This window comes from Streptomyces sp. NPDC050546 (assembly GCF_044457425.1).
Lineage (GTDB): Bacteria > Actinomycetota > Actinomycetes > Streptomycetales > Streptomycetaceae > Streptomyces.
In genome coordinates, this window is sequence record NZ_JBITGX010000001.1 from 1,044,781 (window position 1) to 1,057,614 (window position 12,834).

At 70.0% G+C, this 12,834-nt stretch carries 13 protein-coding genes and 1 pseudogene; 11 read left to right on the forward strand and 3 right to left on the reverse strand.

Features of this window, described 5'->3' with window-relative positions:
• Nucleotides 1-38 precede the first annotated feature (38 nt).
• The gene (locus ACIBK5_RS04580) at nt 39-1,424 is read left to right on the forward strand and encodes an NADP-dependent succinic semialdehyde dehydrogenase (RefSeq protein WP_399016091.1); all 1,386 of its coding nucleotides are present in this window, start codon (nt 39-41) and stop codon (nt 1,422-1,424) included.
• 25 nt (nt 1,425-1,449) lie between these two features.
• Complete coding sequence (locus ACIBK5_RS04585) at nt 1,450-1,686, forward strand: DUF6213 family protein (protein ID WP_215122895.1); 237 nt, start codon at nt 1,450-1,452, stop codon at nt 1,684-1,686.
• A 51-nt stretch (nt 1,687-1,737) separates the two neighbouring features.
• On the opposite strand, the gene ACIBK5_RS04590 is transcribed toward ACIBK5_RS04585, so the two are convergent.
• A complete protein-coding gene (locus ACIBK5_RS04590) occupies nt 1,738-2,403 on the reverse strand; it encodes a transcriptional regulator (RefSeq protein WP_399016093.1) in 666 nt (221 codons plus the stop codon).
• 179 nt (nt 2,404-2,582) lie between these two features.
• Here ACIBK5_RS04590 and ACIBK5_RS04595 point away from each other — a divergent pair.
• The 3 genes and pseudogenes from ACIBK5_RS04595 to ACIBK5_RS04605 form a co-directional block, all read left to right on the forward strand.
• Nucleotides 2,583-3,653: pseudogene (locus ACIBK5_RS04595) on the forward strand (type III polyketide synthase); the annotation flags it as partial.
• 1 nt (nt 3,654) lies between these two features.
• On the forward strand, nt 3,655-4,869 hold the full coding sequence (locus ACIBK5_RS04600) for a cytochrome P450 (RefSeq protein ID WP_399016095.1): 1,215 nt from the start codon (nt 3,655-3,657) through the stop codon (nt 4,867-4,869).
• 7 nt (nt 4,870-4,876) lie between these two features.
• Complete coding sequence (locus tag ACIBK5_RS04605) at nt 4,877-5,398, forward strand: cupin domain-containing protein (protein WP_399016097.1); 522 nt, start codon at nt 4,877-4,879, stop codon at nt 5,396-5,398.
• On the opposite strand, the gene ACIBK5_RS04610 is transcribed toward ACIBK5_RS04605, so the two are convergent.
• Nucleotides 5,395-6,621 (reverse strand): acyl-CoA dehydrogenase family protein, encoded by a 1,227-nt coding sequence (locus ACIBK5_RS04610; RefSeq protein WP_399016099.1) that lies wholly within the window; start codon nt 6,619-6,621, stop codon nt 5,395-5,397. The genes ACIBK5_RS04605 and ACIBK5_RS04610 overlap by 4 nt on opposite strands.
• A gap of 175 nt (nt 6,622-6,796) precedes the next feature.
• Between ACIBK5_RS04610 and ACIBK5_RS04615 the strand changes: the two genes are divergently transcribed.
• Nucleotides 6,797-7,441, forward strand: a complete 645-nt coding sequence (locus tag ACIBK5_RS04615) for a TetR family transcriptional regulator (protein ID WP_399016100.1) — start codon at nt 6,797-6,799, stop codon at nt 7,439-7,441.
• A gap of 63 nt (nt 7,442-7,504) precedes the next feature.
• Here the strand turns inward: ACIBK5_RS04615 and def are convergent, their stop codons facing one another.
• Nucleotides 7,505-8,050: a peptide deformylase gene (gene def / locus ACIBK5_RS04620; protein WP_399016103.1), complete on the reverse strand. Its 546-nt coding sequence runs from the start codon at nt 8,048-8,050 to the stop codon at nt 7,505-7,507.
• 159 nt (nt 8,051-8,209) lie between these two features.
• Between def and ACIBK5_RS04625 the strand changes: the two genes are divergently transcribed.
• The 5 genes from ACIBK5_RS04625 (at nt 8,210) to ACIBK5_RS04645 (ending at nt 12,832) form a co-directional block, all read left to right on the forward strand.
• The gene (locus ACIBK5_RS04625; RefSeq protein ID WP_359895058.1) at nt 8,210-9,448 is read left to right on the forward strand and encodes a MurT ligase domain-containing protein; all 1,239 of its coding nucleotides are present in this window, start codon (nt 8,210-8,212) and stop codon (nt 9,446-9,448) included.
• Nucleotides 9,449-9,471: 23 nt separating this feature from the next.
• Nucleotides 9,472-10,200, forward strand: coding sequence for a type 1 glutamine amidotransferase (locus ACIBK5_RS04630; protein WP_189724383.1), 729 nt, complete (start codon nt 9,472-9,474; stop codon nt 10,198-10,200).
• Between the two features lie 229 nt (nt 10,201-10,429).
• Nucleotides 10,430-11,455: a 6-phosphofructokinase gene (locus ACIBK5_RS04635; protein ID WP_358562284.1), complete on the forward strand. Its 1,026-nt coding sequence runs from the start codon at nt 10,430-10,432 to the stop codon at nt 11,453-11,455.
• Nucleotides 11,456-11,621: 166 nt separating this feature from the next.
• Complete coding sequence (locus ACIBK5_RS04640) at nt 11,622-12,572, forward strand: cytochrome c oxidase assembly protein (protein WP_399016106.1); 951 nt, start codon at nt 11,622-11,624, stop codon at nt 12,570-12,572.
• 80 nt (nt 12,573-12,652) lie between these two features.
• Nucleotides 12,653-12,832: a hypothetical protein gene (locus ACIBK5_RS04645; protein ID WP_399016108.1), complete on the forward strand. Its 180-nt coding sequence runs from the start codon at nt 12,653-12,655 to the stop codon at nt 12,830-12,832.
• Nucleotides 12,833-12,834: the final 2 nt, after the last annotated feature.

Sequence of the window (12,834 nt, forward strand, 5' to 3'; positions counted from 1 at the left end):
GAAGGTCGAGACACAGCCCGCTCCGAGGGAGGTCAGCCATGCCCATCGCAACGGTGAACCCGGCGAACGGCGAGACGCTCAAGACGTACGAGGCCATGGGCCAGGAGGAGATCGAGCGCCGGCTCCAGCTCGCCGAGGCCACCTTCCGCACCTACCGGACGACGACGTTCGACGAGCGCGCCCGGCTGCTGAACAAGGCCGCCGACCTCCTCGAGGAGGATCAGGACGACATCGCCCGGGTGATGACCACCGAGATGGGCAAACCGATCAAGCAGGCCCGGGCCGAGGCCGCGAAGTGCGCCAAGGCGATGCGCTGGTACGCCGAGCACGCCGAGGGACTGCTCGCCGACGAGGAACCCGCCGGCGCCGACGTGAAGGACTCGGGCGCCTCACGCGTCCGCGTGCGCTACCGGCCGCTGGGTCCGGTGCTGGCGGTGATGCCGTGGAACTTCCCGCTGTGGCAGGTGATCCGCTTCGCCGCGCCCGCGCTGATGGCGGGGAACGTGGGTCTGCTCAAGCACTCCTCGAACGTCCCGCAGACCGCCCTCTACCTGGAGGACCTGTTCCACCGGGCGGGCTTCAACGAGGGCTGTTTCCAGACCCTGCTGATCGGCTCAGGCGCGGTCGACGAGATCCTGCGCGACGAGCGGGTCAGGGCGGCCACCCTCACCGGCAGCGAGCCGGCGGGCCGCGCGGTCGCCTCCACCGCCGGCGAGATGATCAAGAAGACGGTGCTGGAGCTGGGCGGCAGCGACCCGTTCGTCGTCATGCCCTCCGCGGACATCGACCGGGCGGCGAAGGTCGCGGTGACCGCGCGGGTGCAGAACACCGGGCAGTCCTGCATCGCCGCGAAGCGGTTCATCGTGCACACGGATGTCTACGACGCCTTCGCCGAGCGGTTCGCCGAGGGCATGAGGGCGCTGAAGGTCGGCGACCCCACGGCCGAGGACACCGATGTCGGGCCGCTCTCCAGCGAGCAGGGACTGCGCGATGTGGAGGAACTGGTCGACGACGCGGTGCGCGGCGGCGCGGAGGTGGTGTGCGGTGGCGAACGGCCCGAGGGGCCCGGCTGGTACTACGCGCCGACGATCCTCGCCGGCATCACCCGCGAGATGCGCATCCACCGGGAGGAGGCGTTCGGTCCGGTCGCCACGCTGTACCGGGCGGCCGACCTCGACGAGGCCGTTCTGATCGCGAACGACTCGCCCTTCGGGCTGAGTTCCAACGTGTGGACGCGGGACGAGGCCGAGGTGGACCGGTTCGTACGGGATCTGGAGGCGGGCGGTGTGTTCTTCAACGGGATGACGGCCTCCCATCCGGGGTTCCCGTTCGGCGGGGTGAAGCGGTCCGGGTACGGCCGTGAGCTGTCCGGGCACGGAATCCGGGAGTTCTGCAACATCACGACCGTTTGGCACGGTGCGTGAGTCTTGCGGGGCTACGATCCCGTCTGTGAACCGCGAAGTGACTCTGCCGTTGATCGTCGACGACCACGGGACCTTGCAGGTGGCTGCGGCGGATGTCAGCAAGCTGTTGCGGACGTTGGGGGGTCGGTGGGTGCGGTTGGTGGAGGCCGGGGAGTCGGGGCTGGACGAGGACACGGTCGCGGCGTTGACGATCGAGCTTGCGAAGCTGGCCGATCGGATCGATGTGGCTTGTATCGCGCACAGCAGTGGGGGTGCGACCTGAGCTGTGCGGGTGCGGGTGCGTGGGGGTTGATCGCGCAGTTCCCCGCGCCCCTCAGGGAATCGCACTCAACGCGTTCCAGAAATCGGCCTCGTAAGCCTGAAGCAGGCGGCCGTACTGGTGTGCTCGGGACTCGTCGAGGCTGCCGGTGTCCAGGCCCGCCTGTACCGCTGCCTCGGCCCTCTCGTCCAGGTCCGGTGACGGCTCCGCGAAGAGGTCGAAGAAGGCGCAGGCCTCGTCCGTGAAGGCGTAGTGGGCCCGCAGGGCCTTGGTGATCGTCGCGCAATAGCCGCCCCACGCCGAGAAGTTGGCCGTCAGGGCCAGGACGACGTCCGCCGGTGAGCCGTTCAGGGACAGCCAGGCGACGTACGCGGGGTAGGCCTGGCAGCCGGCCAGCGGTTCGTACGACTCCGCCGTCGCGTCGTCCACACCGCACGCCTGCGCGAGCGGGGGCAGCAGTTCCTCCGCCAGTGCCTCGCCCTCCGCCAGGCCGCGGAAGAAGGCCGCGGCCTCGGGGGCGGTGACGAGGGAACGCTCGGCCAGATGGAGGAACGCGCGGCGGTCCGCGGGGATCACCCAGGACTGTTCCAGGGCGAGGGCGGCGAGGGCGGTGCGCGAGGCCGTGCCATGGGAGATCCGGGGGACCAACGGGTTGGACCGCGGGTCCGGGGCGAGTCGGGTGGCGGTCGTCCGCAGCAGGTCCCGGGCCGTGCGCGTCATCGCGTCCTCCGTCGGTGAGTATCTCGGGACAGGTCTGCCCCGAGCCTGGCACGGGGTCCCCGAAACGGAGCAGTCCGACGCGAACTCGGCGTCCCACCGGGTGATCGTGGGATGACCACCCTCTGAGGTGAACCACCTTCTGACCGGGAGGCGAAGGGCCTTCCGGGAGGCGAAAGCAGGCACGGTTCATGGCGACTTTGTGCAGACCCTCGGTGTCCGTTCCAGAGCACGTGATCACGATGGAGGAGACGCTTGAGCTGGCGCGTGAGCGCCACGCCGATCACCCCCAACTGCCGCTGGCCCTCCGGCTGATCGAGAACACCGGCGTACGCACGCGGCACATCGTCCAGCCCATCGAGGAGACCCTGAAGCACCCCGGGTTCGAGGACCGCAACAAGCTCTACGAGGCCGAGGCGAAGGCGCGGGTGCCCGCCGTCATCCAGGAGGCACTCGACCACGCCGAGCTGCTCACCACCGACGTGGACGTGATCATCTACGTGTCGTGCACGGGCTTCATGATGCCCTCGCTCACCGCCTGGCTGATCAACGAGATGGGCTTCGACCCGACCACCCGGCAACTGCCCATAGCCCAGCTGGGCTGCGCGGCCGGCGGCGCGGCGATCAACCGGGCGCACGACTTCTGCACGGCCTACCCCGACGCCAACGCGCTCATCGTGGCCTGCGAGTTCTGCTCGCTGTGCTACCAGCCCACCGACATCGGCGTCGGCTCCCTGCTGTCCAACGGCCTGTTCGGTGACGGTATCGCCGCGGCAGCGGTCCGCGGCCGGGGCGGCGAGGGCATCAGCCTGGAGCGCAACGGCTCGTACCTGATCCCGAAGACCGAAGAGTGGATCATGTACGACGTACGGGCCACCGGCTTCCACTTCCTGCTCGACAAGCGGGTACCGGCCACCATGGAGCCACTCGCCCCGGCGCTGAAGGAGCTGGCGGGAGACCATGGCTGGGACGCCTCCGACCTGGACTTCTACATAGTCCACGCGGGCGGTCCCCGAATACTCGACGACCTCAGCACCTTCCTGAAGGTCGACCCGCACGCCTTCCGCTTCAGCCGGGCCACGCTCACCGAGTACGGCAACATCGCCAGCGGTGTCGTCCTCGACGCGCTGCGCCGGCTGTTCGAGGAGGGCGGAGCCCAGCACCGGGCACGCGGGCTGCTCGCCGGGTTCGGACCCGGCATCACCGCCGAGATGGCCGTGGGCCGCTGGCACCGCGCGGACGAGACGATGTGAGATGAGCGAAGAGACGATCACCGAGACACTGCCCCCGGTCCGCGACTGGCCCGCGCTCGATCTGTCCGGCACGGACTTCGACCCGGTCCTGCGGGAGCTGATGGACGAGGGCCCGGTCACCCGCGTCAAGCTGCCCAACGGCGACGGCTGGGCCTGGCTGGTCACCCGCTACGACGACACCCGGATGGTGACCAACGACCCGCGCTTCAGCCGCGAGGCCGTCATGGACCGGCAGGTCACCAGGCTCGCCCCGCACTTCATCCCGGCCCGTGGCGCGGTCGGCTTCCTGGACCCGCCGGACCACACCCGGCTGCGCCGCAGCGTCGCCGCCGCGTTCACGGCGCGCGGGGTGGAACGGGTGCGCGAGCGGTCCCGCCGCATGCTGGCGGAACTGGTCGACGAGATGCTCCAGGACGGCCCGCCCGCCGACCTCACGGCGGCCGTGCTCAGCCCGTTCCCCATCGCGGTCATCTGCGAGCTGATGGGCGTCCCGGCCGCGGACCGGCAGGACATGCACAGCTGGACCCAGCTGATCCTGTCCTCCTCGCACGGCGCCGAGGTCAGCGAGAAGGCCAAGCAGGAGATGAGCTCCTACTTCGCCGATCTGATCGGCGTACGGGAGGGCGGCAAGGGCGAGGACGTCGCGTCCCTGCTCGGCGCCGCCCTGAGCCGTGGTGAGATCACCCTGGAGGAGGGGGTGGGACTCGCGGTGCTCCTCCAGATCGGCGGCGAGGCGGTCACCAACAACAGCGGCCAGATGTTCTACGTCCTGCTGACCCGGCCCGACCTGGCCGACCGGCTGCGCGCCGAGCCGGAGATCCGCCCCGGGGCCATCGACGAGCTGCTGCGCTGGATCCCCCACCGCAACGCGGTCGGCCTGTCGCGGATCGCCCTGGAGGACGTGGAGATCAAGGGCGTGACGATCCGGGCGGGCGACGCGATCTATGTGTCGTACCTGGCCGCGAACCGCGACCCCGATGTCTTCCCGGACCCGGAGACGATCGACTTCCTGCGCGACCCCAACCCCCATGTGTCCTTCGGCTTCGGCCCCCACTACTGCCCGGGCGGCATGCTGGCCCGGCTGGAGTCGGAGCTGCTGGTCGACGCGCTCCTCGACGGCGTTCCAGGCCTGCGGCTCGCCGTACCCGCCGAAGAGGTGCCCTTCAGGAAGGGCGCGCTGATCCGCGGGCCCGAGGCCCTGCCCGTGACGTGGTGAGCGGGCGATGACGTCGACGGAAGGGCTGCTCGTACCACCCGGCCACGGCCGGGTGGTGCAGGCGCCCGCCCAGCACGTCACCTTCAAGGTGACCGGCTCGCACTCGCGCATGGCCTCCACCTTCGAGGTGGTGGTGCCGCCGGGCTTCGACGTCGGCGCCCATGTGCACACCCGCAGCGAGGAGTTGTTCTACGTGCTCGAAGGCGAGCTGGACGTGCTCGCCTTCGAGCCGCGTGTCCGCACCCCCGACAACTGGCAGAAGTGGGAGTCCACTTCGGGCAACCGGGTGGTGCGCGCGACGCCGGGAACGGTGATCGTCGTACCTCCGGGCTGCCCGCACGCGTTCGCCAATCCGACGGGCGAACCCGCGAAGATGTTCTTCCAGGCGAGTCCGCCGCCGGACCACGAGCGGTACTTCGAGGAACTGCTGGAGATCCTGGGCAGCGGGGGCCCGCCGGATCACGCGGCGATCGCGGAGTTGCGGGCGCGGTACGACATCGAGCAGCTGACGCCGCTCAGGCATGGTTAGCGGATGGGCGTGCCGGCCAGGGTGCGGGCGATGACCAGTCGCTGGATCTCGCTCGTGCCCTCGAAGATCGTGTAGATCGCGGCATCGCGGTGCATCCGCTCCACCGGGTACTCCCTGGTGTAGCCGTTGCCGCCCAGGATCTGGATCGCCTGGCCCGTGACCTTCTTGGCCGTCTCGCTCGCGAACAGCTTGGACATCGAACCCTCGGCGGCGGTGAACGGCCTGCCGTTGACGGCCATCCAGGAGGCACGCCAGACGAGAAGCCGGGCGGCGTCGATGGAGGTGCGCATGTCGGCGAGCTGGAAGGCGACACCCTGGTTGTCGATGATCGGCCGGCCGAACTGCTCACGGGTCTTGGCGTAGTCGAGGGCGACCTCGTAGGCGGCGCGAGCGGTACCGACGGCCATCGCGCCCACGGCCGGGCGGGACGCCTCGAACGTGGCCATCGCCGCGTTCTTCACGCGCTCCCCGCCCTGCTTGGCCTTCACCCGCGCCCGGGCCAGCCGCTCGTCCAGCTTCTCCTTGCCGCCGAGCAGGCAGGAGCCGGGAACGCGCACGTTGTCCAGAATGACCTCGGCGGTGTGCGAGGCGCGGATGCCGTGCTTCTTGAACTTCTGCCCCTGGGCCAGACCCGGTGTGCCCGCCGGGACGATGAAGGACGCGTGCCCCTTGGAGCCGAGCTCCTGGTCGACCACCGCGACCACGACATGGACGTTGGCGATGCCGCCGTTGGTCGCCCAGGTCTTGGTGCCGTTGATCACCCACTCGTCCTTGGCCTCGTCGTACACGGCCCGCGTGCGCATGGAGGCCACGTCGGAGCCGGCGTCGGGCTCGGAGGAGCAGAAGGCGGCGACCTTGACGTCGTTCGCGTCGCCGTACATCTGGGGAATCCAGGTGCCGATCTGCTCCTCGGTGCCGTTGGCGAGGACGCCGACGGCGGCGAGGCCGGTGCCGACGATGGACAGGGCGATGCCCGCGTCGCCCCAGAAGAGCTCCTCCATCGCCATCGGTATGCCGAGGCCGGTGGGGTCGAAGTACTGCTGGGCGTAGAAGTCCAGGGAGTAGATGCCGACCTTGGCGGCCTCCTGGATGACCGGCCAGGGAGTCTCCTCACGCTCGTCCCATTCGGCGGCCGCGGGGCGGATCACATCGGCGGCGAAGCCGTGCAGCCAGTCCCGGACCTCCTTCTGTTCGTCGTTGAGCTCCATGGTGAACTCGGCCATGTCGTCCCCTCCAGCGGCGGCACATGTGCATGTTACTTGCGGTAACACCATCCTGTTACCGGTGGGTAGTCGAAGTCAACTCCTACCGACCGGTCGGCACCCGTTCGATGTGCGGTGCATGCTTGGGTGTTAGTTTGCGCTGGCGTCATCGAATCAGCACGGGTGGGGAGAGCACATGGACACCACGCAGCGGACCGAACAGCAACGGTCCGCCGACCGCCGGCGGCGTGAGCTGCTGGAGGCCGCCGACCGGGTGGTGCTGCGCGACGGCCCGCAGGCCTCGATGAACGCGATCGCCGCGGAGGCCGGCATCACCAAGCCGATTCTGTACCGGCACTTCGGTGACAAGGGCGGACTTTACGCGGCCCTTGCCAAGCGGCACACGGACGCGTTGCTGGACTCACTGCGAGCCGCGCTCGACGCGCCGGCGGACCGGCGGGAGCGGGTCGAGGCGACGCTGGACACGTACCTCGCCGCGATCGAGCTGCGGCCCCAGGTGTACCGGTTTCTGATGCATCCGGCGGAGGGGGGCCAGCCGGGGGATCAGGGGTTCGATGTCGGCGTGCACAGCGCGCCCTTGTTGCGGCGGATGGGTGAGGAGCTCGCCCAGGTCATCGAGGAGCGGCTGGATCTCGGGCCGGGCGGGCAGCAGCTGGCGCGGGTGTGGGGGCATGGGATCGTCGGCATGATGCATGCGGCCGGGGACTGGTGGCTGGGGGAACGGCCTTGTTCTCGTGCGGAGTTGGTGCGGAGTTTGGCTGATCTGTTGTGGGGTCGTCTGGCGGCTGCGGGAGACAAGGTCGGCGGTCCGGGGTTCTGACCGTCGTGTCTCGGCTGACGGCCGGTGAGGGCTGGTCGCGCAGTTCCCCGCGCCCCTGAGAAGCTACTCAGCTCGGCGCCATGAAGCCCGGGCCACCTGACGCATCAGCTTGCGGTAGCGCCGGCCGCTCAGGTGGTCCGCGTAGATGCGGCCCTCCACGTGGTCGCACTCGTGTTGCAGGCAGCGGGCGAAGAAGCCCGTGCCGTGGACGGTGACCGGGTCTCCGGTCACCGTGAAGCCCTCGACCACCGCGTGGTCGTGGCGTTCCGTGCCCGCTTCCAGGCCCGGCAGGGACAGGCAGCCCTCCGGGCCCCGGACGACCACTCCGTCGGCCTCGACCAGGCGCGGGTTGACCACATGGCCCAGGTGGCGGACGTCCTCGTCGTCCGGGCAGTCATAGACGAAGACCCGCAGCGACTCGCCGACCTGGTTCGCGGCGAGGCCGACGCCCTGGGCGGCGTACATGGTCGCGAACAAGTCCTCGACGAGCCGGGCCAGTTCGGGGCCGAAGTCGGTGACCTCCGCGCAGGGCGTGTGCAGGAGCGGGTCGCCGTGCAGCGTGAGGGGTCTCACGCGGCCGTGGGCGCCGGGGATGGGGCTGTGTCGCATGGCGGCAAGAGTAAGGTCCTTGTCGGTCCGCGCCTCCCACACGAGTTCGCCACAGTGCCGCGGTTCGGGAGTGCTAATGGATCTCGATAGGCTGAGGTCCACACCACGTGGCCGTCAGGCTTCAAGGCGCGGCGCGTACGCAAGGAGGATCGAGAACTGATGGCAGGCAACTCGGACCCGCTCTCGCCGCGGGCCAAGCTGGCCGTGACCGCGGGCAAGGCGGTCGCAGCGGCATCCCGTGCCGCAGGACGCGGCAGCGGTTCGGTGATCGGCGGCCGGGTGGCTCTCCGGCTCGACCCCGACCTCCTCGCCACACTCGCGCAGAACCTGGACGTGATCCTGGTCTCGGCGACGAACGGCAAGACCACCACCACCCGGCTCATCGCCGAGGCCCTGCGGGCCGCCGGGCCGGTCGTCTCCAACGCGCTCGGCGCCAATATGCCGGCCGGCATCACCTCGGCGCTCGCCGGCAGCTCGGAGGCGCGGTACGGCGTGATCGAGGTCGACGAGAAGTACCTCGCCGGAGTCGCCCGGGACACCGCCCCGAAGTGCATCGCGCTGCTGAACCTCTCCCGCGACCAGCTCGACCGCGCCGCCGAGACGCGGATGCTCGCCGAGAACTGGCGGGAGGGACTCGCGGGTTCCAAGGCCGTGGTCGTGGCCAACTGCGACGACCCGCTGGTGGTCTGGGCGGCGTCCTCCTCCCCCAATGTGATCTGGGTCGCCGCCGGGCAGATGTGGAAGGACGACGCCTGGTCCTGCCCGTCGTGCGGTGGCGTGATGCAGCGCCCGGGCGACGACTGGTTCTGCGGTGAGTGCGGCTTCCGCCGTCCGACGCCGAGCTGGGCGCTCTCCGGCGACCACGTCCTCGACCCGCACGGCTCGGCCTGGCCGATCCACCTCCAGCTGCCCGGCCGCGCCAACAAGGCCAACGCCGCCTCCTCGGCCGCCGTCGCGGCCGTGTTCGGGGTGCCGCCGCAGGTCGCGCTGGAGCGCATGTACCAGGTGCAGGCGGTGGCCGGACGGTACGACGTCGTCCAGTTCCAGGGCCGGGACCTCCGCCTCCTGCTCGCGAAGAACCCGGCCGGCTGGCTGGAGACGTTCTCGCTGATCGACCCGCCGCCGACCCCGGTGATCCTCTCCGTGAACGCGCGCGGCGCCGACGGCACCGACACCTCCTGGCTGTGGGACGTCGACTACACGCGCCTGACCGGCCACCCGATCTGCGTCGTCGGCGACCGGCGGCTGGACCTCGCGGTGCGGCTGGAGGTCGCGGACCAGCACTTCCAGGTCTACGAGAACCTCGACCAGGCCGTGGCGGCGTGCCCGCCGGGCCGGATCGAGGTCATCGCCAACTACACGGCGTTCCAGGACCTGCGCCGCCGCGTCGGCAACTGAGCACGAGACGTCAGGGGACTTTTGTGAGCGACAACCAACTGCGGGTCGTCTGGATCTATCCCGACCTGCTCAGCACCTACGGCGACCAGGGCAACGTCCTCGTCGTGCAGCGCCGGGCCGTCCAGCGCGGCCTGGACGTGGCCCGGCTGGACGTGCGCAGCGACCAGCCGATCCCGACCTCCGGCGACATCTACCTGATCGGCGGCGGCGAGGACCGTCCGCAGCGGCTCGCGGCCGAGCGGCTGCGCCGGGACGGCGGTCTGCAGCGGGCCGTGGAGAACGGCGCCATCGTGTTCTCCGTGTGCGCCGGCTACCAGATCCTCGGCCACGAGTTCATCAACGACCTCGGCCAGCGCGAGCCCGGCCTCGGGCTGCTGGACGTGGTGTCGGTGCGCGGCGAGGGCGAGCGGTGCGTCGGTGACGTGCTGGGCGACATCGACCCGCGCCTCGGCCTGCCCCCGCTGACCGGCTTCGAGAACCACCAGGGCGTCACCCACCTGGGCCCCACCGCCCGCCCGCTCGCCCAGGTGCGCTTCGGCAACGGCAACGGCACGGGCGACGGCACGGAGGGCGCGTACAACGACACCGTCTTCGGCACGTACATGCACGGCCCCGTGCTCGCGCGCAACCCGCTGATCGCGGATCTGCTGCTGAAGCTGGCGCTCGACGTCAACGCGCTGCCGCCGACCGACGACCGCTGGTACGAGGCACTGCGCGACGAGCGCATCGCCGCCGCGCAGCAGCCTGCGTAATCACCGCTGCTCAGCGGCGCGCGCAGGCACGGCGTCGCAGCCTGCCCGAGGTACGCGTCAACCTGCTGGTCAACAGCCCGTCTGACGGCACATCCGCACAGGTGAGCGGGGTAGTCCAGCAGGCGGACGCGCGGTTCGGTCCCGCCCCTTCGTGACGCTAGGGTGGCGGGAATTCGAGCCGGACAACGTGGTCCGGTCCCCGGCCCACGTTGAGAAGGTATTTCGGGCTATGCGTATTGGTGTCCTCACGTCCGGCGGCGACTGCCCCGGCCTGAACGCCGTGATCCGGTCCGTCGTACACCGCGCCGTCGTGGACCACGGCGACGAGGTCATCGGCTTCCGGGACGGCTGGAAGGGCCTCCTGGAGTGCGACTACCTCAAGCTCGACCTCGACGCGGTGGGTGGCATCCTCGCCCGCGGCGGCACGATTCTCGGGTCCTCCCGGGTCCAGCCCTCCCATCTGCGGGACGGTGTGGAGCGGGCCAAGGGCCATGTCGAGGAACTCGGCCTCGACGCCATCATCCCCATCGGCGGTGAGGGCACCCTCAAGGCCGCCCGGCTGATGTCCGACAGTGGTCTGCCCGTCGTGGGTGTGCCGAAGACCATCGACAACGACATCGCGGTCACGGACGTCACCTTCGGCTTCGACACGGCCGTCGGGGTGGCGACCGAGGCCCTCGACCGGCTGAAGACCACCGCCGAGTCCCACCAGCGGGTGCTGGTGGTCGAGGTCATGGGGCGGCACACCGGGTGGATCGCGCTGCACTCCGGCATGGCGGCCGGCGCGCACGCCATCGTCGTCCCCGAACGTCCCTTCGACATAGAGGAACTGACCCGGCGGGTCGGCGAGCGGTTCGAGGCCGGCAAGCGCTTCGCGATCGTCGTGGCGGCGGAGGGCGCGAAGCCCAGGGCCGGGACGATGGAGTTCGACGAGGGCGGCAAGGACATCTACGGGCACGAGCGGTTCGCCGGGATCGCGCGGCAGCTGTCCGTGGAGCTGGAGGGGCGGCTGGGGAAGGAAGCCCGGCCCGTCATTCTCGGGCATGTGCAGCGCGGTGGGACGCCGACCGCCTATGACCGGGTGCTGGCCACGCGGTTCGGGTGGCATGCGGTGGAGGCCGTGCACCGGGGTGAGTTCGGGCAGATGACCGCGCTGCGGGGGACCGACATAGTGATGGTTTCGCTGGCCGAGGCCGTGAAGACGCTGAAGACCGTGCCGGATGAGCGGTATGCCGAGGCGGAGACTGTTCTCTGAGGCTGTGCTTGTATGCCGGGCGCGGGTTGTGTGTGGTTGATCGCGCAGTTCCCCGCGCCCCTTGAGGGACGTCGAACCGCCCCCGGTCATAGCCGCGACTGGGGGCGGTTCTACTCTTGTGGGCGGACAGATTGCTGCACACCCCCACGAAACAGGAGCCGGCGGAATGGATCACAGCGGGCACGGCATGACCATGGATCTGCCGCCGTTCACGCTGGGGCGAGGTCTTGAGTGGTCGGCCGACCCGTTCTTTCTCGTCGCCTGCCTGGTCGGGCTCGGGCTGTACGGGTGGGGTGTCGTGCGGCTGGTGCGGCGCGGCGACAAGTGGCCCGTGGGGCGGACGGTCGCCTTCGTCGTCGGCGTGCTGACCGTCGCGCTCATGATGTGCACCAAGCTGAACGACTACGGCATGGTCATGTTCAGCGTGCACATGGTGCAGCACATGGTGATCAGCATGGTGTCGCCGATCCTCGTCCTGCTCGGCGCCCCGGTCACGCTGGCGCTGCGCGCGCTGCCGACGGCGGGCCGCGGGCGCAAGGGCGCCCGCGAGCTGCTGCTGATGTTCCTGCACAGCCGGTACATGCGGATCATCACGCACCCGGCGTTCACGATCCCGCTGTTCATCGCGAGCCTGTACGGGCTGTACTTCACGCCGCTCTTCGACACCCTGATGAGCTCCAAGCCGGGGCACATCGGGATGATGGTGCACTTCTTCGCCGTCGGTCTGGTCTTCTTCTGGCCGATCATGGGCGTGGACCCGGGGCCGCACCGCCCCGGCTACCTGATGCGGATGCTGGAGCTCTTCGCGGGCATGCCGTTCCACGCGTTCTTCGGCATCGCGCTGATGATGGCGTCCGAGCCGATGGTCGGGACGTTCAAGAACCCGCCCGGCTCGCTCGGCATCGAGGCGCTCTCCGACCAGAACGCGGCGGGCGGCATCGCCTGGGCGTTCAGCGAGATCCCGTCCGTGCTGGTGCTGATCGCCCTGCTCTTCCAGTGGTACGCCTCCGACCAGCGCCAGGCCAGGCGCAAGGACCGGGCCGCCGACCGCGACGGCGACAAGGAGCTGGAGGCGTACAACGCCTATCTGGCCTCGTTGAACGCGCAGGGGCGCTGAAGCCGGCTCTCGCAAGGGCCGTGCGCGCCGGGCGTCCGCCAGGCACCATGGAGGCATCGGACCACGAGGAGGGTGTTGCGATGCCCGGTTCCACGCACGGTTCAAACTCGACCAAGACCATGGGAGTGCTCACCCTCGGCGGCCTCGTCGCGGTGACGGCCTACACGGTGGCGCTCGGCAGCAACGGCTGGCTGTGGTTCGGCTGGGTCGTCCTGGGACTGATCACCCTCGGGCTGGTGGTGACCACACCCAGCACCTGACG